Source organism: Acidaminococcus hominis (assembly GCF_022484025.1).
GTDB lineage: Bacteria > Bacillota > Negativicutes > Acidaminococcales > Acidaminococcaceae > Acidaminococcus > Acidaminococcus hominis.
Map to the genome: position 1 here is coordinate 1,495,453 of NZ_JAKVMG010000001.1, position 20,798 is coordinate 1,516,250.

The 20,798-nt window shown below is 51.2% G+C and carries 16 protein-coding genes, 1 tRNA gene and 1 riboswitch; of the genes, 2 read left to right on the plus strand and 15 right to left on the minus strand.

What is annotated here, in order from left to right:
* Nucleotides 1-5: 5 nt before the first annotated feature.
* The 10 genes from LKE88_RS06560 to nifJ form a co-directional block, all read right to left on the minus strand.
* The gene (locus LKE88_RS06560; RefSeq protein ID WP_105327516.1) at nt 6-1,001 is read right to left on the minus strand and encodes a glycosyltransferase family 8 protein; all 996 of its coding nucleotides are present in this window, start codon (nt 999-1,001) and stop codon (nt 6-8) included.
* Nucleotides 998-2,059: a glycosyltransferase family 9 protein gene (locus LKE88_RS06565; protein WP_105327517.1), complete on the minus strand. Its 1,062-nt coding sequence runs from the start codon at nt 2,057-2,059 to the stop codon at nt 998-1,000. The genes LKE88_RS06560 and LKE88_RS06565 overlap by 4 nt, the downstream gene beginning before the upstream one ends.
* Nucleotides 2,056-2,850, minus strand: coding sequence for a glycosyltransferase family 25 protein (locus LKE88_RS06570; protein WP_231086039.1), 795 nt, complete (start codon nt 2,848-2,850; stop codon nt 2,056-2,058). The genes LKE88_RS06565 and LKE88_RS06570 overlap by 4 nt, the downstream gene beginning before the upstream one ends.
* A gap of 194 nt (nt 2,851-3,044) precedes the next feature.
* The gene (locus tag LKE88_RS06575; protein WP_105325544.1) at nt 3,045-3,836 is read right to left on the minus strand and encodes a glycosyltransferase family 25 protein; all 792 of its coding nucleotides are present in this window, start codon (nt 3,834-3,836) and stop codon (nt 3,045-3,047) included.
* A gap of 44 nt (nt 3,837-3,880) precedes the next feature.
* Nucleotides 3,881-5,077, minus strand: a complete 1,197-nt coding sequence (locus tag LKE88_RS06580) for an O-antigen ligase family protein (RefSeq protein WP_276803088.1) — start codon at nt 5,075-5,077, stop codon at nt 3,881-3,883.
* A 31-nt stretch (nt 5,078-5,108) separates the two neighbouring features.
* Nucleotides 5,109-6,038, minus strand: coding sequence for a glycosyltransferase family 8 protein (locus tag LKE88_RS06585; RefSeq protein WP_276803090.1), 930 nt, complete (start codon nt 6,036-6,038; stop codon nt 5,109-5,111).
* A 134-nt stretch (nt 6,039-6,172) separates the two neighbouring features.
* Nucleotides 6,173-6,247: transfer RNA gene (locus LKE88_RS06590), tRNA-Gly, on the minus strand.
* Nucleotides 6,248-6,317: 70 nt separating this feature from the next.
* Nucleotides 6,318-6,872: an LOG family protein gene (locus tag LKE88_RS06595; protein ID WP_105326191.1), complete on the minus strand. Its 555-nt coding sequence runs from the start codon at nt 6,870-6,872 to the stop codon at nt 6,318-6,320.
* 527 nt (nt 6,873-7,399) lie between these two features.
* Nucleotides 7,400-9,004, minus strand: coding sequence for a Na/Pi cotransporter family protein (locus LKE88_RS06600; RefSeq protein WP_231086038.1), 1,605 nt, complete (start codon nt 9,002-9,004; stop codon nt 7,400-7,402).
* A gap of 487 nt (nt 9,005-9,491) precedes the next feature.
* Nucleotides 9,492-12,995 (minus strand): pyruvate:ferredoxin (flavodoxin) oxidoreductase, encoded by a 3,504-nt coding sequence (gene nifJ, locus LKE88_RS06605; protein ID WP_276803092.1) that lies wholly within the window; start codon nt 12,993-12,995, stop codon nt 9,492-9,494.
* A gap of 208 nt (nt 12,996-13,203) precedes the next feature.
* Nucleotides 13,204-13,301, plus strand: a riboswitch (TPP riboswitch).
* Nucleotides 13,302-13,357: 56 nt separating this feature from the next.
* On the opposite strand from nifJ, the gene thiC reads away from it, so the two are divergent.
* Nucleotides 13,358-14,656 (plus strand): phosphomethylpyrimidine synthase ThiC, encoded by a 1,299-nt coding sequence (gene thiC / locus LKE88_RS06610; protein ID WP_105326194.1) that lies wholly within the window; start codon nt 13,358-13,360, stop codon nt 14,654-14,656.
* Between the two features lie 91 nt (nt 14,657-14,747).
* Here thiC and LKE88_RS06615 read toward each other — a convergent pair whose 3' ends face one another.
* Nucleotides 14,748-15,986, minus strand: a complete 1,239-nt coding sequence (locus LKE88_RS06615) for a glycerate kinase type-2 family protein (protein WP_105326195.1) — start codon at nt 15,984-15,986, stop codon at nt 14,748-14,750.
* Nucleotides 15,987-16,140: 154 nt separating this feature from the next.
* On the opposite strand from LKE88_RS06615, the gene LKE88_RS06620 reads away from it, so the two are divergent.
* A complete protein-coding gene (locus tag LKE88_RS06620) occupies nt 16,141-17,208 on the plus strand; it encodes a mechanosensitive ion channel family protein (RefSeq protein WP_105326196.1) in 1,068 nt (355 codons plus the stop codon).
* Nucleotides 17,209-18,190: 982 nt separating this feature from the next.
* Here the strand turns inward: LKE88_RS06620 and LKE88_RS06625 are convergent.
* From LKE88_RS06625 to pheA, 4 genes are read right to left on the minus strand one after another with little or no spacing between them, the layout of a single operon-like run.
* Nucleotides 18,191-18,628, minus strand: coding sequence for a type II 3-dehydroquinate dehydratase (locus LKE88_RS06625; protein WP_105326197.1), 438 nt, complete (start codon nt 18,626-18,628; stop codon nt 18,191-18,193).
* Nucleotides 18,625-19,125: a shikimate kinase gene (locus LKE88_RS06630; RefSeq protein WP_105326198.1), complete on the minus strand. Its 501-nt coding sequence runs from the start codon at nt 19,123-19,125 to the stop codon at nt 18,625-18,627. Before LKE88_RS06630 ends, LKE88_RS06625 begins: the two co-directional genes overlap by 4 nt.
* Entirely contained in the window at nt 19,122-19,949 is an 828-nt protein-coding gene (locus tag LKE88_RS06635) for a shikimate dehydrogenase family protein (RefSeq protein WP_160101832.1), read from the minus strand. The genes LKE88_RS06630 and LKE88_RS06635 overlap by 4 nt, the downstream gene beginning before the upstream one ends.
* A gap of 2 nt (nt 19,950-19,951) precedes the next feature.
* Entirely contained in the window at nt 19,952-20,797 is an 846-nt protein-coding gene (pheA, locus tag LKE88_RS06640; RefSeq protein WP_276803096.1) for a prephenate dehydratase, read from the minus strand.
* Nucleotide 20,798: the final 1 nt, after the last annotated feature.

Below are 20,798 nucleotides of genomic sequence, written 5' to 3' on the forward strand. Positions count from 1 at the left end.
TGTATTTAGAGTTTATAGCGCAGCTTCAGCCAGGCATACCAAGCCATTCCCCAAAGATAATCGGAGAAGCTGTCCTTTTTCCGGAACTTGGCCCATTGCTTGAAATCATGATAGTTTTCCGGTTTCTTGATGGGCAAAGTATTGGTCAGGGTTTCCCAGGGGGACAGGGCGTTGTACTTCCGCCACTGGGCATCAAAGGGGGCCAGCACCATCTGCCAGGGCTTCCGGCGGCCGGTCCAGTGGATGATCACTCCATGGCCCTGGTCGTCTTCCCCGCCGCCAAATTCATTGTACTCCGGCGGCAGAAACAGGTTGGTGCCGTCAAAGGTCAGGTTCAGCACATCCTGGCTTTGCCCCAGGAACCGTTCCCGGGGTTCCTTCTGGAAGGAGAAAGCCTTTTCCGTAATCCCCTGCTTCTCCCATTCCGGAATATTCACCAGCATAATCCCATCATTAAAGTACTTGCCGTTCTTGAGCTTCAGATAGCCGCCCCGGTAGGCTGCATCCTTGGGCCGTTCCGATACAGCGCCCATGGCATAGCCTGTCATATCCAAAGTAAAAAGCGGCGCCAGGGAGGCCGCCACCATGGTATCCGCGTCCAAGTACAGGAACCGGTCCGTCAGGCTCTTCAGGACCTTGGGCATATACAGCCGCCCATAGGTAATCCGGGAGAACCGGGCCACCTTCACATGAAAGTCCTGGAAGGGTTCCATATGAAGTTCGTACAGTACGCAGCGGCAGTGCCACTGCTTAGCCAGCTGCTGGACCTTGTCCCGGTTTTCCGGACTGTACCCATCAGTAAACAGGTGGAACACCAGCGGCTGGTCCGGGTTGTTTTCCAGAACGGAAACCACCGAGGCTCCCATAATGGAAAAGAACGGATCATTGACATTATACGCAATGTGCCAGGGAGTTTTGGCAGCGGCTTCCAAAAAATCGAAGTCTTCCTTCTTGGCAATGAAATGGTCCAATGCAAAAAAGCCTGACTCAAATGTTTTCATGATTTTTCAAATACGCTTTCTATGGCCTGTTGGACCATGGGTAATGTAATGGCGTCTACGCAGTCCGTTTTGGAACAATGGTTGGGACCTACGCAAACGTATTTTCCCGAACAGGGAAGGTGCCCGCTGACGCCCAGGGAATGCAGCCCTGGAGCCTGATAGATCACCGGGGAATTGTGGGTAAAGAGCGTAATTACAGGACAGCCTGCCACTCCGCCCACATGGGCCGTTCCCGTATCCAGGCTCAGCAGCAGATCCATTTTGGATAACAAGCCTGCCAACTGGGGAAAAGAGGATTTTCCCACCAAATCCACCACTTGTTCCTGCCGGGAAATTCCCTTGAGAATGGTCTTGGCTTTGGCTTCATGGCTGGAAACACCTGTAATATATACTACTGCCTGATACTTGTCAATTAGCCAATTACATATCTGGCTGAACTTTTTTGCCGGCCAATCCTTGGACGGACTGCTGGACTGGATGCACAGGGCCACCCGCTTGCTCCCTGGCTGCTGGGTCAGCAGCGCCCTGCACCAGTCCTCTACCTCCTGGGAAAAAGGCTTAAAATGGGCGCAGGCATACTGGGTATCTGGGTCCTGGAAAAACAGCCGCAGCATTTGCTGGAAGTTCACCGCCATACTGTGGTCCTGAAAGTTCCACCCAGCCGGCAGGGGCAGGTCCTGGGTATAAAACAGCTTTTCCCAGCCCAGTTCCCAGCCCAGCCCCCGCTCCAGGCTCAGCCGTTCCGGCATTCGGGCTATCCATTTCATCAGGGTTACCCGTTCCCGGGGGTCCAGGGAAATCCCCAGGTCGAAACCTTCCCGGCCCAGCTTTTTTCCCAGCCGGTACACATCCCGGTACCCCCCGCCGCTTTGATAGCCGTAGGGAATTACCCGATCCACCCCTTCCAGCATTTCCGCCACAAAAGCCAATTCCTTTTTGGCCAGGTAGACAATCTGGGCATGGGGGCAGTGCTTGCGCAGGACGGGCAGCACCGAGGCGGTCATCAGCATATCCCCCATGTGCATAATCCCATCCAAAAAGATTTTATGGTACGTCATTCCGGCTTTACTTCCTTATCATAATAAAATTCTTGAATATGATGCCAAAGCCGTTTGGCCTGCATCACCATTTTTTCCCGGCCGGACATGGTCCGGTAAAAATTTTTCATTCTCTTCCGCTTCATTTTTTTCAAATACTTACGGTCTTTTTGGGCACGCGGTGCAATACGGTCAATCACCGAATTGCTATCGTTTTCTTCATGAATTGTGACTAAATCTTCTTCTGTGCAAAATATATCCAGTAGGTTTAATTTTTTATACTGAGCCCATGCATCTATTTCCATACGAGGAAAAGTATGAAGGCGAAGCATATTTTCTGCTGCTTTTCGATTGATTGCGTATCCATATCCACCGGAGCCAGCTAAACAGTGACGAATGAACGGTTTTCCAGCTCTTTTCACTCTTGTTTTGGTATGAGCAATCACTTTGTGCAGCAAGAAAACTATAGGCTCTGGATGATTATCCAAAAAATGCATCAAATCCGATAAATCTCTAAAAAATTCGGCATTAAGATATGCATCATCCTCAAACACAAAAACATAGGGTTCCTGAGACTCCAATAATTTTCTGTAGATACCCAAATGGGGAAGCGTACAACCTACTTCACCCAGACTCATGATTCCTGTATCCACATGTAATTTTTCTAGCTGTTGAGGAGATAATTTATTTCCCATCACTGCTTCAAAGAATTGCGGTTCTATTCCATATTTATGGAAGTTTTCTAAAATGGCATTTTTACGTTCAACAGCGACACTTGCATGAATTACATAATGAAAAAATGGTTTATTCATTTTGTCCCCCAATCGAATCAACAATTCTTAAACGTACGCTCATTTCCAATCCGATGCTTCCTAGTAGTTTCTAAAAAGAAGAAGATTCAAAGCAGTACGTTAAACTTCCTTTTAAAATAACCTTTCTTTGACTTCATTTAGTCAATATTTTCAAAGCAATAATTGTAAAGCCGTCTACACCCCTGTTTCTGGCTTTAGTGATGAGAAGTGTCTTTATCGTAATACAATTCCTGTACGTGGCGCCAGATTCGCTTACCTTGAATGTTCAACTTTTCTCCCCAGGAAAGCTGGTCATAATACCCCCCGATGCGCTGTCTGCGCATCTGCTTTTCATAAAGGGGATTCTTTTTAGCCCGGGAAGCAATGGCATCAATCTGGGAATCCTGAGAATGCTGCTTTTGAAGCTGCACCAAGGTTTCTTTAGTACAATAAATTTCTAGCAAATCTAATTTTAGGTATTGGGCCCAGGCATCAATTTCAATCCGGGGCGGTGTTTGAAACCGAAGAATATTTTCTGCTGCCTTGCGATTGATTACATACCCGTGTCCATAAGATCCCGCCAAAGCATGGAGAATAAAAGGCTTGCCGTCTTTTTTTACTGCTATCCGGGTATGGGCCCGAGCCTTATACAGCAGCAGCACCAGGGGTTCCGAATGGGTGTCCAGGAATTGCCGGAGAGCTGGCAGCGCCTGAAAAAAAGCGTCATTCAAATGCACATCATCCTCGAACACAAATACATAGGGTTCCTGGCTGTCCAATAGTTTCTGGTACACGCCCATATGGGACAGGGCGCAGCCCACTTCTCCCAGTCCCATGACCCCTGTATCCACGTTCAGTTCCTTCTGCTGTTCTGCCGTCAGGGCATTACCCATAATGGCATCAAAAAAACATGGTTCCAGACCATGGGAACGAAAGTTAGCCAAAATAGAGGCTCTTCTTTCCTGAGCGTCTTTGGCGCTGATTACATAATGAAAAAGTTTCCCCATAATTTCTCCTCTGCATCTGATTCTTCCAGCATATATAACAATGCTCAATTCTTTTCACTTTGCGCTTTACTGCCTAAGGCAATGCCCCAAAAAGCAAAATACAAATGTAATTCATATTTTGCATAAAAAGTGTTGTCCACCATCCCATGAATAAGAAGTAATCCGATGCAATACCACAGCATTCCATAAGGAAAGAGATTTTCTGGTTGTTTTTTCATTACATACAGTAGTAATAATATATTGCTTGCCAAAAAAGCCAAATAGCCAATTCCACCCAGCGTACCTGTGCCAGAAAAGAAATTAGCAATATCGTTGTGCGGTAAAGTCAGTGTCGGCTCATGAGCTCCGGGCAGAATATAATGGGCCCGGTATACCTCATTCCAACGGTCAAAGCCCACCCCATACACCTTGTGGTCCTGCCACATATGGTAGGCAGAATGGAGCAGCAGTACTCGTTCATGGTCATAAGAACGGACTTGATAGCGCCTAGAAATCGCAAAAAAACTTGTTGCACACACACTTAAAAGCACAACAAAGATAACGATTCGACTAGGCATTTTCCATGTAGTTTTTCTATTAAAAATAGAATACAGAAATACGACCATAAGCCCAACAAAAAAGCCGGCAATAGCACCTCTAGATTGGCTCATAAGCAGGGCTACCGTCATAAACAGTGCTGTACCGCCAAATAGCAGTGTATAAAGAATTCTTGCTGAGCCTCTTTTGGTATACCAATGATGAAGGGCTGTCAGATATAAAAAAGGCAACAGTGCTTCTAAAGTCATGCCCATATGATTGTATGCAGCAAAAGGTCCTCTTAGTCGTTCATACAGGTGACCATCTGTAATAGCTTTCATAGGGTAATACGCCAGCACCCAGCTGCCTCCCAAAAGTCCCCACTGGGTAGCGTCCCACAAAGAAGCCACCTTCTGCAAGGCGAAATAGGTCACCCAGACCGGCAGGGAATAGGCAATAAAATTCCGGGCCGTCCGGATGGAGCCAGGATCTCCGGTAAGAAACGAGGCCAAGGTCACGGTACCTAAAAAGCATAGGTATGGCATCAAAAATGCTTTAGGCGGCAGGGTAAATTTCTCTTTTTTAGCCAAGCAATACAGAATACCCGCAATTACCAGTCCCGCACTGATGCTAAACCCTGCATTCCATTTGGTACAGCACACAAATAACAAAAACAAATTTACACAGACAGTTATAAATGATTCTCTAGTAATTAATGCTTTCACGCTTTGCTCCCCATTACCACAGATTTTCCCATTACAATAGCTTGCTCCAAACTCCCGCCAGCTTCATCCGCAGCTCCTGCCGCAAGATGGACTTACCCTTCATATCCTTGCTGGGCTGGGGCATGGGGGCATCCGCAAAGGCAGTTTTGGCCAGCACGTCATAATATTTTTCGTTAAAGGCTCCGTCCCGGGCAAATTCCCAGGGTTTATACCGGCCGGCCCAGTGGAATACCGCCGGGTTTTCCGCTGCCCGGATGGCCGAGGTTTTCCATTGGCCGCTGCTGAGTACCTTCAGCGGCAGGGTAAACACCGGAGGAATCACATTCCAGCGCAGGGGCAGGGGCATCCATTTGCCCTGAAACACCAGGTTCAAACCGTCCTGGTCGTGATGCCGGTAGGCCCCCTGCTCCACCTTTTCCAGCACCTGCTGGCCATAGTGGTGCTGGCGCCAGGCGGCCAGGTCAAGGACCATGACCCCGGAATTGAAATAGGGATCCCCAGCCTTAAGGCCCAAGGTCACTTCTTTTTGCTTCACCATCCGCTTGGAGCACAAGATGCCCAAATCGGGCACCGCCGCCAGGGGATGGCCTCCCAAAGGCGTATTCCAGAGCTTTTCAATATCGTCCAGGACCAGCAGGTCCGTATCCAGATAGATGACCTTGGTTACGGAAGCCGGCAGCAGCTGATCCAGCAGCAGCCGCAGATAGGCAGCCCGGTTCACATGGCCGCTGGTATGGGCCTCGATTTTTATATTTCCTGTAGGAATGAAGGTAATGATTCCCCCCAGGTTTGTTACCGTTGCAGCAATGCCGGACTCCTGTTCTTCCGAGATCCCGTCACTGAGAAAATAAAAATGCACAGGGAGACCTTCCCGGTGCTGAAGCAGAATGGAGGCACAAGTCACCGCCCCATGCTGGGCATACCGTTCATCGGCTGCCAATGCTACTGCAATCTCTTCCATGCTTGTTTCCCCCTCTGCCGCTAATTATTCTATTTTATCATACAATAGAACCACTGTTTTCTCAACTATTAGGCGCTTTTTCCCACAAAAAAACCACTGTCCAGGAACCCCTGGCACAGTGGCTGACTTTTACATGGAGCGGAAAACGAGATTCGAACTCGCGACCCCCACCTTGGCAAGGTGGTGCTCTACCACTGAGCTACTTCCGCAAAACATGATTAGATTTTACTGGATATGAGCAGTTTTGTCAATACCTTTTGTTGCATTTTTTACTATTTTTCACTCGGCCACCAGCGGTGCGGCCTGGGCAATAAACTGGGCCACCTGCTCCAGCGTGCTTAAAAAGGGCACGTCCTGGAACCAATCTTCCCCCAGGAAGCCTTCCTGGACCATTTGCTGCAAGGCAGCCTTCAGCGGCTGGTAAAAGCCGTTCACGTCCAAAAAGGCAAAGGGCTTGGTGATCAACCCCAGCTTTTGCTTGGCCATCACCTCGCTGATTTCTTCCAGGGTACCCACACCCCCGGGAAACGCCAGGAACACATCTCCCAGCTCCAGCATTTTGGCTTTCCGTTCCGCCATGGTTTTAGTGATCAACAGCCGGCTGAGACCGGGCTGCTGCATTTCCTTCTCTACAAAGAACCGGGTTTCTACACCTACCACCCGTCCGCCCTGGGCCAGCACTGTTTCTGCCAGTATGCCCATAAGACCGGTGCGGCTGCCCCCGTACACCAGGGTATGACCGTTCTGGGCCAAATAGGTACCCAGCTCCTTGGCAAATTGCTCATAGCAGGGATGATTTCCCTTGCTGGAGCCCAAATAAACCGTAATGTTCATACTTATACTCCCTGTAACATTTTATACACTCTGACGTCCATTATAAGCTTTCCCCGCAGCCGCTGCAATGGATTTTTCCGAAGAAAAAAGGGGGTTGAAAAAAACTTCCTCAGTCAGCCATGCTGACTGACAGCTCCTTAGTGGTTCGCAGCGCTCCAATCAGCCGCGCCCTGCGGGCTTGCTTCTTGGGCTGCTATCACATGGCTCACATTAGCCAAGAGCATTTTGATAAACTGACATGCTCTTGGATGTGAGCGCAACGCTTGAAGGGGCCGGTCTTAGGCCTATACTGGTCGTGTGCTAAACGTGTGTAGCAAAGCAGCATAGTTCGTAAATACCTGCACTAACCCTAGTCTATTACTTGACCAGTAGCGGCATAGAACGCTTCCTGCAAGCGTGTAGGAAGTGTCGCCGCAAGGCGACGATAGAAGTTTAATCAGCACAGCAGTTTTGAGGTTTGAATCCGGCTATGGCTATAATGAACAACAAAAAAGGAGCTGCCGCAGCAGCTCCTCTCACAATATTCTTTAGAACTCGCCCATGACCAGTTGGGCAATGTTTTTGGCGTGGTCGCTGACCCGTTTCATGTTCAGCAATAATTCCAACATCACAAAGCCAGTTTCCGGAGTGCAGATGCCTTTGTTCAGACGTTCTACGTGGCTCTTTCTCATGGCTTTCTGCTTGGCGGATACCTGATGGGACAGGTCCAGAGAAGCCTTGGCCAGTTCCTGGTCGTGGGTTTCCAGGGCTTTGATGGCCTTGGTGGCTGCCCCTTCTACCAGGACTTCCAGCTCCTTCATTTCCGCATTGGCTTGGGCAGAGAAGTGGGTGCCGTCTTCGTTCATGCTGCGAACCCGCTTGGCAATGGTTTCCGCATGGTCACCAATACGTTCAATATCGCTGCAGGCATGGAGCAGGCCCGTATGGACCGTGGACATTTCCTTGCTCATGTTGGTTTCGGACATTTTGGTCAGATACACCGTAATGGCTTCTTCCAGGCTGTCCACCACCGGTTCATGATCCAGGACAAATTCCACTTTCTTCTTGTCGTATTTGTCTACGGCTTCGAAGGCTTTGTGGATATTTTCCAAGGCCAGGTCGCCCATCCGGGCAACTTCCTTGGTGGAAAGTTCCAGGGCAATGGCCGGGGTATTTAATACGTTCCGGTCCAGATACTTGGGCTGGTAGTTGATTTCGGTTTCGTCCCCAGGCATCAGCTTCTTGATCAGCTGGGTGAACTTGCCGGCAAAGGGCAGGAACAAAATGGTGTTCACCACGTTGAAGCAGGTGTGGGCGTTAGCAATCTGCCGGGCAATATCCCCTGCTGGAGAAATATGCAGCACCAAATGGATGAACTGGGGCAGGAAGGTCATAGCAATAATGGACCCAATCAGGTTGAACATAACATGGGAGCAAGCCACACGCTTAGCGTTCAGGCCGGCCTGTACCGTTGCCAGTACGGCGGTAATACAGGTACCAATGTTATCGCCCAACAGGACGGGGATGGCGCCTTCCAGGGGAATCAGGCCCTGGCTGGCCATAGCCATCAAAATACCGATGGTAGCGGAGGAGGACTGGATCACCAGGGTCATGCAAAGACCAACGGCCAGGCCCAGCAGCGGATGGGTGGTAAAGCGGCCCAGGAAGTCAATCACGGCCTTATGCTGCCGCAGGGGAGTTACTGCATCCCCCATCATGGCCATACCCAGCATCAGGATACCAAAACCCAGGAGTACGGAACCCAGATGTTTCAGCTGGCGTTTTTTGCACACGGCCTGCATCAGGAAACCGATGGCCAGAATCAGGGTAATATAATCAGTTAACTTAAAGGCAATCAACTGGGCGGTCATGGTGGTACCAATGTTGGCCCCCATAACAATCCCAAAGGCTTGTTCCAAATTCATCAGGCCGGCGTTTACCAGACCAACAACCATAACCGTTGTGGCACTGGAAGACTGGAGCACGGCTGTAACGCCAGCGCCCAAGGCTACGCCGTAAATGGTTCTGCGGGTCAGTGCGCCCAGGATTTTCTGAAGCTTGGCGCCAGCTGCCTTTTGCAGCCCATCGCCCATCAGCGACATACCGTAAAGGAATAAAGAAATACCACCTAAAAATAGAAAAAAGTGAACCAAGATGATCTCCTCCGCTATAGTCTGTTTGCGGTACTAAAGTAAAAAATGAGTAACGTTTGTGTAAAGCTTTACACGCCTAAATTCTATCACATCTAGTTCGTTCAAGCTAGCAATTTCCGTGAAATTGCACCATACTTTACATATTTGTCTATTCTGACTAAAAGGAGAATTTTCCTGGTTTTAGCAATTCTTAGGGGCCAATTCGTACATCCATCTCAATATTGTAATATTTTCACAAACCTGTCACGGATTTTCTGGATATTTTTCGCTGCAAAACGCAAAATTGCTGTATGCATTTAAGTTATCAAGACAGTTTTTTATTGTAAACTTTAGAAAAAATTCCGTAAAATTTTTTTCGCAGTATTTTCCTTTTTTTTAAGTGACTTTGCAAATTTGTCCATATTCCCTCAGAGGCCTGATTCGTACCAAATAAACGCAAAAAAAGAGAAGCTGTGCCAGAGGCACAGCTTCTCAGGGAATGCGTCAGTTATTCTGCAGCATCCAGTTTTTTGTAGTTTTCCAGACGTTCTTCGGCGTCTTTCTTCGTCTTGGCAAACAGGCTTTCCGCAATATCCGGGAAGGTCTTGACCAGGGAAGCGTACCGAACTTCGCCCTTCAGGAAGGTTTCGAAATCTTCGGTAGGAGCCTTGCTGTCCAGGAAGAAGCTCTTCTTGCCTTCTTCTTTCAGTTCAGGGTTGTAACGGAAGTTTACCCAGTATCCGCTGTCAACAGCAGCCTTGGCTTCTTGGAAGGAGTGCTGCATGCCTCTCTTGATGCCGTGGTTGATGCAAGGAGAGTAGCAGATGATCAGGGAAGGACCATGGTAAGCTTCAGCTTCCTTAATGGCCTTCAGAGCCTGGTTCTTGTCGTAACCCATGTTGATTTGGGCAACATATACATAGCCATAGCTCATGGCCATCATGCCCAGATCCTTTTTCTTGGTTCTCTTGCCGCTGGCAGCGAACTTGGCAACTGCAGCTTCAGGAGTGGACTTGGAGGATTGACCGCCGGTGTTGGAGTAAACTTCGGTATCGAATACCATGATGTTTACATCATCGCCAGATGCCAGTACGTGGTCCAAACCGCCGTAACCGATATCATAGGCCCAGCCGTCGCCGCCGAAGATCCATTGAGAACGTTTTACGAAGAACTGTTTGTTGGCGTACAGATGTTCCAGATCAGCATTGCCAGCTTTTTCAGCTTCCAGCAGTGCGGTCAGTTTTTCTGCGCGTTCACGAGAGCCTTCGCCGTTTTCTTTGTTGGCTACCCAATCTTCCAGAGCAGCTTTCAGGTCAGCGCTAACGTTGCCTGCAGCAGCAGCGGTCATGTTTTCAGCCAGACGATCGCGGACAGCTTTTACGCCCAGGTACATGCCCAAGCCGTATTCAGCGTTGTCTTCGAACAGGGAGTTAGCCCAAGCAGGACCATGACCCTTGTAGTTCTTGGTGTAAGGCATTGCAGGAGCAGATGCACCCCAAATGGAGGAGCAGCCGGTAGCGTTGGCAATCATCATGCGATCGCCGAACAGCTGGGTAACCAGTTTGGCATACGGGGTTTCGCCGCAGCCTGCGCAGGCACCGGAGAACTCCAGCAGCGGTTGTTCGAACTGGCTGCCTTTTACGGTGTACTTGTTCATGGGGTTATCCTTGTGGGATACCTTGGTGGTGAAGTAGGTCCAAGCATCTTTCAGATGTTCCTGGGTAGCGAAGGGTTTAGCAACCAGTGCTTTGCCCGGAGCGGGGCAGGCATCGATACAGTTGCTGCAGCCTTGGCAGTCCATCGGGGATACTGCGATGCGGAAGTACATACCTTTTGCACCCAGAGCCGGTTTAGCGTCTACGCCAGAAGCATTCTTTTCTTCTTCAGTCATCAGTACAGGACGGATGGCAGCGTGAGGGCACATAATGGAGCATTGGTTGCATTGGATACATTTATCGATTTGCCATTCAGGAACGTTGATGGCTACGCCGCGTTTTTCATAAGCAGCAGTGCCGGAGGGGAACGTACCATCTGCTTGATCCATCAGTTTGCTGATGGGCAGGTCATGGCCTTCTTGTTTGTTCATGGGAACCATAACTTCGTCAACGAACTTGTTGCCGGTCTTCGGATACAGTTCTTCGTCAGCGCAGTTAGCCCAGTCAGCAGGAACATCGATCTTCACAATGGCGTCAACACCTTTGTCAACGGCAGCATTGTTCATGTCAACCACCTTCTGGCCTTTCTTGCCATAGGAGTGAACGATGGATTCCTTCAGGTATTTCACAGCATCTTCAACAGGGATGATACCGGTCAGTTTGAAGAAAGCGGATTGCATGATCATGTTGATACGACCACCCAGACCGATTTCGGAAGCAATCTTCACAGCGTCAATGGTGTAGAAGTTGATGTGGTGAGCAGCCAGGTAGCGTTTCAGCTGGCCAGGCAGTTCCTTGTTCAGTTCTTCAGCGGACCAAGGGCAGTTCAGCAGGAAAGTACCGCCATCCTTCAGGCCAGCAGCTACATTGTAGCGGCGAACGTAGGAGGAGTTATGAACAGCTACGTAGTCAGCGAAGTTGATCAGGAAAGGCATATTGATGGGGGTATGACCGAAACGCAGATGGGATACGGTAATACCGCCGGATTTCTTGGAGTCGTAGGAGAAGTAGCCTTGAGCGTACATATCGGTCTTGTCGCCGATGATTTTGATAGCGCTCTTGTTGGCACCTACGGTACCATCGGAACCCAGGCCCCAGAACATGCAGGAGGTGGTGCCTTTCGGGGTGATATCCAGAACGTGTTCTTTCGGCAGGGAGGTGTTGGTTACATCGTCCACAATGCCTACGGTGAAGTGGTTCTTGGGTTCAGCCTTCTTCAGGTTATCAAATACAGCCAGGGCATCGCCAGGATAGAATTCCTTGGAACCCAGACCATAACGGCCGCCAACGATCAGAGGTTTAACGGCTTCGTTGTAGTAAATGTCACGAACATCCAGGTACAGAGGTTCGCCGTTGGAGCCAGCTTCTTTGGTGCGGTCCAAAACTGCAATGCGTTTTACAGTCTTAGGCATAGCAGCCAGGAAGTGTTTAGCGGAGAACGGACGATACAGGTGAACGTTCAGAACGCCGACCTTTTCGCCTTGGGAAACCAGCAGCTTGGCTACTTCTTCAGCAGTCTGAGCGCCGGAGCCCATCATAACAACAACGTTTTCAGCATCGGGAGCACCGGTATAGTTGAACAGTTTGTAGTCACGGCCAGTCAGTTCGCTGATCTTGCCCATGTACTCTTCAACGATAGCAGGCAGTGCTTCGTAATATTGGTTTACAGCTTCACGAGTCTGGAAGTAGATATCCGGATTTTGTGCAGTGCCGCGGATAACAGGGTTGTCCGGGTTCAGAGCATGGTCACGGAATTTCTTCAGTTCATCGTAGTCAACCAGTTTCTTCAGATCTTCGTAGTCCAGCAGTTCAATCTTTTGGATTTCGTGAGAGGTACGGAAACCGTCAAAGAAGTTCAGGAAAGGTACATGGCCTTTGATGGCGGACAGGTGAGCAACAGCAGACATGTCCATAACTTCTTGTACGCTGCTTTCAGCCAGCAGGGCAAAGCCCGTTTGACGGCAAGCCATAACGTCACTGTGATCGCCGAAAATGTTCAAAGAGCTGGTGGCCAGAGCTCTGGCAGCTACCTGGAATACAGCGGGCAGCAATTCGCCGGCAATTTTGTACATGTTGGGGATCATCAACAGCAAACCTTGGGAAGCGGTATAGGTCGTGGTCAAAGCACCTGCAGCCAGAGAACCGTGCACAGCACCAGCAGCACCAGCTTCAGATTGCATTTCCATGATTTCTACCGGGCGTCCGAACATGTTCGTTTTCCCATGGGAAGCCCATTCATCACTCACTTCTGCCATCGGAGAAGAAGGAGTAATGGGGTAGATCGCTGCAACATCACTAAAAGCGTAAGAAGTATACGCGGCAGCGGTGTTACCATCCATTGTCTTCATTTTTTTCATTGTTATAAGCCCCTCTTTCTAAGAGATAATGACTACGATAATAAGACTTCCATAGTCCCCCTAGTCGTAAATAGTATAACGCAAATTCTCCAGAAGCACAAATAAATTTTTCCTATTTTGCATACAATTTACTGAATACTGTCACCTATTGAATAATTTAACACTCCAAAATTTTTGTTGCATTCTTTTCATTTTTTTGTTAAACTAGCTCCATCACTAGGGGCGCATTCGCTGAGAGACCAAAACGGTCGACCCTTTGAACCTGATGCGGTTAGTACCGCCGAAGGAAAGTGGTAGACTCCGTTTTTTCGGCCGCTTTCCGCAAAGGGAAGCGGCCCTTTTTTATCCAAGGAGGAGTCGTCATGAAGACGCAGAGACAAGCAGCATTACAGGGAATCATCACCGAACAGATGCAGGCCGTAGCCCAGCAGGAAGGGCTGGAGGCCAGCCTTATCCGGGACCGGGTAGCCAAGGGCACCATCGCCATTCCGGCCAATATCAACCACCGGGGCCTGGTGGCCCGGGGCGTGGGCGAAGGGCTGTCCACCAAGGTTAACGCAAATATCGGAACCTCTTCCGCCTACCCGGATCCGGCACCGGAACTGGACAAGCTGAAAGCCGCCATCGACGCCGGCGCCGATGCGGTCATGGATTTGTCCACTGGGGACAACATTGACGCCTCCCGCCGGGCCATTCTGGAGCATTCCACGGTAATGGTGGGCACTGTGCCCATTTACCAGGCCACGGTCCACGCCATTACCACCCACGGCCAGGTCATTAACATGACCAAGGACGATATCTTTGACGTGGTGGAAAAGCAGGCCAAGGACGGGGCGGACTTTATGACCATGCACTGCGGCATTACCCGCCAGGTGCTGGATACCCTGATTGCCGAAGGCCGGGTCATGGACATTGTCAGCCGGGGCGGCTCCTTTATTTCCGGGTGGATGCTCCACAACGGCAAGGAGAACCCCTTCTACGAATACTACGACGAAATCCTGGACATCTGCGCCCGCTACGATGTGACCATCAGCTTGGGCGACGGCCTGCGGCCGGGCTGCCTGGCGGACGCCACCGACCGGTCCCAGATTCAGGAACTGCTGAACCTGGGCGGCCTGACCCAGCGGGCCTGGGACAAGGGCGTCCAGGTCATGGTAGAAGGCCCGGGCCACGTTCCCTTTAACCAGATTGCCACCAATATGCAGCTGGAAAAGCGCCTGTGCCACGGAGCACCCTTCTACGTGCTTGGTCCACTGGTAACGGACATTGCCCCAGGCTACGACCATATTACCTCCGCCATTGGGGGCACCCTGGCCGCCGTCAGCGGTGCCGATTTCCTGTGCTACGTCACCCCGGCAGAACACCTGGGCCTGCCGGATATCAATGACGTCCGGGAAGGGGTCATTGCCGCCCGGATTGCCGGCCATGCCGCAGACGTAGCCAAGGGCCTGCCCTCTGCCGTAGCCCAGGACCTGGCCATGGCCAAGGCCCGGAAGGTGCTGGACTGGGACGAACAGATCCGTCTGGCCATTGACCCGGTGAAGGCCAAAGCCTTCCGGAAAGCCAAGAATAAGGATTCCGAAGAATACTGCTCCATGTGCGGAGAGTACTGCGCCGTAAAAATCATCGGCCAATACCTGGACGAAGTGAAAAAGAAATAAGCCCCTGCTTCGCCCAAGTTGACAAAAAGGACCCAGTGATGGACAGTCAAACTGCCCCAAACTGGGTCCTTTCATTAATTTTAATTATACATCAGAGTTTTTCGTCAAGCAGCAGGACTGCCAAGTCATTCACATTGGTGCCCGTGGCCCCCGTAATCAGAAGACCGCCCGTCTTTTCCAGGGCATGGTAGGCGTCATTCTGCTCCAGGACCCCAGGAATGGTAATCCCCTGCTCCAGAAGCTTCGTTTTGGTACTGCCGTCGGCGTAGCCCCCAGCTGCGTCCGTGGGACCGTCGGTGCCATCGCTGCCAAAGGAAAATACTGCTGCGTTTGTAAGGCCGCTGATGCCTTCTCCGGCGGACAGGGCCAATTCCTGGTTCCGGCCGCCCTTGCCCCGGCCGTGGAGATGCACCACCGTTTCCCCACCGGCCATAAAGGCCAGTTTTTTGCCCTTGCCGGCGTACTCCCGGGCAATGGCCCCCAGGAAACTGCCGGCTTCTTTGGCCTGACAGGCCAGGCTGGTGGTCAGCACCAGGGTTTCGTAGCCCAGGGCTTCTGCCGCCGCTTTGCCGGCTGCAGCCAGTTCCGTAACGCTGCCGGTAATGATGGTTTCCACGTTATCCAGCGCTTTAGGCGTTTCCTGCTGGAGGGCAGCGGCTGCTTCTGGGGACACCATAATCTTGTATTTCCGGATGACCTCCAGGGCCTGCTCACTGGTGCTGGTATCGGGATAAGCCGGACCGGACGCAATCATATCCAGAGGATCCCCGATAATGTCGGAGAGCACAATGGCGTACACCTTGGCCGGTGCGCACAGCTGGGCAAACTTCCCGCCCTTGACGGCACTGAGGCGCTTGCGGACGGTGTTCATGGACACAATGTCCGCCCCGCTGGCCAATAGGTCCGAGGTAATGGCCTGGAGTTCCTTTAAGGGAATCAAAGGCTTTTCAAACAGGGCGGAACCCCCGCCGCTGATGAGAAACAGTACCGTATCTTCCGCAGTCAGGCCGGACACCAGGTCAATGGCCCGCTCCGTCGCCTTCAGGGAATTTTCGTCCAGCACCGGGTGACCGGCTTCCCAGATTTCCAAAGGCGGCAGCTCGCCCTTGGAGTGGCCGTATTTGGTAATGACAATGCCCTGGGAAATTTTGCCTTCTAAAATATAGTTGGCCGTTTTGGCCATTTGCCAGGCAGCCTTGCCAATGGCCACCAGCACAATTTTTCCTTTGCCAAATTCCTTATGCTGCAGGGCCTTTTCCACTGCGGTATCGGGCAGGGATGCGGTAATGGCGCTCTGCATGATTTTTTCTGCGTCTGTACGTAACGACATGGGGATTCCTCCAGTTTTGTTCAACAAGTTTTCACTGCCTCCGATTATACCATACCAAGCCTGCCTCCGTCCTGTTTTCTTGCACTGGGACGGCTTCCAATGGTACAATCAGACTATACTTTGTGCTACATCCCCTGCCCCAAAGGAGGTCCCTATGATCTTATACGATGATATTATGGCCTGGGTGCCCTGCTGCATCGCCCTGGCTTTTACGGCTTTTTTCTATATTGGTTTCCGGATTGTCAGTGAAAAGCTCATCCGCTTTATCCTGGACAAACTGCCGGTGGACGCCGATGCCAGCATTGCTTCCGCCGTGTACCGGCCCGGCCGGCTGGCCATTCTGGCCTTTGGCCTTTATACCGCCCTGGCGGCTTCCCCCTGGGGTGCCTTGGCCTCCACCTCCATTGCCCGGAACCTGCTCTCCTCAGTAATGATTACCGTCTTCTACTGGGTGGTCTACAACCTGAGCCGCAGCACCAACTTTTTCTTCAACTACTTCATCAGCAAAAAAGGCCGGAAGGTGGACCCCGCCATTAGCGGCATCCTGTCCTCCTTCTTCCACCTGCTGATTATCTTCTTCCTGGTAGCCAGCGTGCTGAGCACCTGGGGCTTCAACATCAGCGGTTTCATCGCCGGCCTGTCCATCGGCGGCTTGGCCGTTTCCCTGGCCGCCAAGGATTCCCTGGCCAACTTTTTCGCCTGCCTGGTAATTCTCATGGACCAGCCCTTCCACATTGGGGACTGGATCATCTGCAATGACGTGGAAGGCATTGTGGAATCCATTTCCTTCCGCAGCACCAACGTCCGGACCTTCGGCAAAGCCCTGGTGTACATCCCCAATTCCCTGATCATCAACACCCCCATCCAGAACTTCACCAACCGGGACCGCAGAAGAATCAACATGACCCTGGGCGTTACCTACGACAGCACTGTGGAACAAATGCAGGCCCTGGTGGAAAAAATCACCAACTACCTGAAAAACGACCCGGATATTTTCCAGGACGATATGACCGTAGCCTTTTCCGAAATGGCCGCCAGCAGTTTGAACATCACCATCATCTGCTACAGCCGCCTGACCAGCTACAACGACTTCATGAAAGTCCAGGAACGACTGAACCTGGAACTCATGAAACTCATGGACGAAACCGGCACCTCCGCCGCCTTCCCCAGCACCAGCATTTACGTGGAAAAGCTGCCTAAGCAGGAAACGGCCAATAGCTGACAGCATAAAAAACAGGGGCTGTGAAAAAATAAAACTTCTATCGTCGCCTACGGCGACACTTCCTACAGTGGTTCGCGGCTAGCTGCTCAGCTGCGTCCTACGGACTTGCTTTGCAGGCCGCTATCACATGGCTCGCGTATTCCAAACATCTTTTGGATAACTTATGGCGATGTTTGGACGCGAACGCAACGCTTGCAGGAAGCGTTCTAGACCTCTACTGGTCAAGTGACAGAGAAGCGTAGTGCTAATATTTACATACCGAGATTTCATTTCAATACTCGTTCAGCACACGACCAGTATGGGCCTAAGGCCGGCCCATCCAAGCGTGGAGGGGCTGTCAGTCCGCAGGACTGACTGAGGAAGTTTATTAGATACGGCTATAACGAACAAAAAATGGCTTGCGAACTCAAACTAGTTCACAAGCCATTTTTCACCCCCCTTTTTTATGTCCGTTTTCCTGGTGTCCAGCGTGCCAGGCCATCGCCTATAGCCTGCTGACCCCACAGCCCTCCTAAAAAGTTCTTACCTTGCAAAAAAAGGTAAGAACCAGGTAAGAAAATTTGAAATCTCAGAACCCGCATAGACACTGGGTTTGCGGCTCCTGTTCTTACCTTCTTACCTTTCTTACCTACATATAGATATATAAAGAGAAAAATAAAAAAAATAAAATACCCGTCTATCGTTAATTAATATATATATATATATATATATATGGGGCTGTATAAAAATAGGTAAGAAGGTAAGAAAAATAGCGCAGAGCAAGGACTGATGCGGGTTTCCAGTTCTTACCTTATGATTTTGAAAGGTAAGAAGGTAAGAACTTTTAGTAAAGTTGGTATAAAAAATGGAAGCATTATGTTAAATCAGCTCTTAGGTGGTGCAGTCAAGAAACTGCAAGGCAGCCCCTCCCTGCACAAAACAAGCCCCCGGCAACATGCCAGGGGCCATTTCATTTCCTTTTGTATGCGTTTTTCACTGGCGCTTAACGGGCGGCAATATAGTCCACCAGGTAGCGCAGGGCAAGGCCGTAGCCCTGGAAGCCCAGACCGCAGATAGTGCCTACACTGCCGGCGGCGGTTACCAGATGCTGCCGGTAGGTTTCCCGTTTATACACATTGGTCAGGTGAACCTCCACCGAAGGCAGTCCCACGCCCTTTAACGCATCCAGGATAGCTACGCTGTAGCAGGCGTAGGCGCTGGGGTTGATGACCAGTCCGTCGTACACATCCAGGGCTTCCTGGATCAGGGTCACCATTTCCCCTTCGCTGTTGGTCTGCTGCACATCCACGGTAATGCCCAGTTCATGGGCCGTGCTTTGGATGTACTGACACAGGGCCACGTAATCGTCATGGCCGTACATTTCCTTTTCCCGAATGCCCAACAGGTTGATATTGGGTCCGTTTAGCACCAATATTTTCATAATCCCAGCTCCTTGATCAGCCGCACAATCTGGGCGGCCGTTTGGTCAAAATCTTCATTTACAGGAATGGCGTAGTCACTGTATTTGAGATACAGGGGCATACGTTCCCGATACAGCTGCGTCAGCCGGTCCTCTGCGGAATTGAGCAGGGGCCGGGAAGTCTTGTCCACCGAACCGGCAATGGCTTCCAGATCCCGGTTCAGGAAAAAAATCTTGCCGTTTTGCTGCAAATACGCAATGTTTTCCGGCCGCTTGACCACTCCGCCGCCGCAGGAGATGATGATGCCGTCCATTTCTGACAGGGTCTTGATGGCCGCCGTTTCCGCCGCCCGGAATACGTCCTCCCCTTCCTGGAACAGGTCTTTCACGCTGCGGCCGGTTTCCTTGATCACCTGGTCGTCGGAATCCAGGACCGGGCGGTCCAGAAGTTTGTGCAGTTTCCGTCCAATGGTGGTTTTGCCGGCGCCCGGCATGCCAATCAGGACAATATTACTCATTTAAAATTTTCCTCCAGCTGTTTTACGATTTGCGGCACCAATTCTGCCGGTAATTTTTTTTGCAGCCAAATTTCTTCCGCAGCCACGGCCTGGCCCACCAGCATGTGGAGTCCGTTGCAGGTTTTGGCCCCTGCGGCGGCTGCATCGGCCAGAAATTGGGTCACGGCCGGATTGTAGATAATATCCACGGCGGCCCCGAACTTTCCTACAAAGGACGCGGGCACCGGGCTGACCCCGGTTTTGGGGTACATGCCAATAGGGGTGGTGTTGATGATCACGTCGCCCCCGGGCAGGTCTTCCAGTTCCGTGTACAGTTTCAGCTGGGTTTCCGGCTGGGCCTTCAGGAAACGGGACAGGCTGTTTTGGGCTTTTTCCCGGCTGCGGACTAAAATGGTGATTTGGGCCGCTTTCCGGTCCGCCACCACCTGCAGCACGGCCTTGGCCGCACCGCCGTTGCCCAGTACCGTAACGTTTTTCCCGGCAAGGGGAATATCGTAGGCCTGAAGCATCTGGTCAAACCCGTGATAATCTGTATTATAGCCTTTTACTCCCCCATCTGTAAAGAAAAGGGTATTGGAGGCTCCAATCTTTTCCGCCTCCGGGCTGATTTCTGTAAGATACGGCAGCACCGTTTCCTTGTAGGGAATGGTCACATTGCAGCCGTTGTAGGCCGGAGTCTCTTGGGTAAGAAAAGGCCCCACCTGTTCCGGTTCCAGCTCCACCAGGTCATAGGTACCGGAAATTCCCAGTGCCTGGAAAATTTTTGTATGAATTTCCGGGCTGAGGCTGTGCCCCAAAACCCGTCCCAATAATCCCAATTTCATAGTCACGCTTCCTTTCCATGGTCCGCCGGGTAGTTCCCCAGAATCTTGCATTCCGTGGTATCCTCCGGCAGCTGCTGCAGGGCTTCCTGGACCGCCGGATCCGTCAGATGGCCGGTAATGTCCATATGGAAATAGTATTCCCAAGGCCGGCCGGGATACGGCCGGGACTCGATGTTGGTCATGTTGATATTCTGCTGGGCAAAATGGGCCAGCAGCCGGTACAGGGAACCGGGCTGGTGCTTCAAGCTGACAATCAGCGTAATCTTGTCCGCCTCAGGCACCAGTTCCTGCTCTCTGCTGATGATAATGAAGCGGGTATAATTGCTTTTGTTGGTATTGATCCCCCGGGCCAGGATTTCCAGCCCGTACTGGTCCGCCGCCTGAACGCCGGCCACGGCTGCCATGTGAGGGTCCTTCTTTTCCGCCACCAGTTCTGCGGCCTTAGCCGTATTGAAATAGTTGAACTGACGCATGGCCGGGTGCTCCTTAAAAAACAGGCTGCACTGGGAGAAGCCCTGGGGATGGGAATAGACTTCCGTAATATTTTCCAGGCAGGTACCCGGATAGGCCAGCAGGCAGTGTTCAATCTTCAGGATTTTTTCTCCCACAATGAAAATGCTGTAGCGCCGGGCCAGGTCGTACACGTCGGTAATGCCGCCGGTGGAGGAGTTTTCAATGGGCAGCACGCCGTAGCGGACTTTGCCCTCTGCCACGGCCTGAACCACATCCTCAAACAGCATGAAATTTTCTGCCTGAACCTCCTGGCCCTGGAAATACTGGAGCAGGGCCATATGACTGTAGGCACCAGGAACCCCCTGGTAGCCTACGGGAATTGCTTTTGTTGCCATA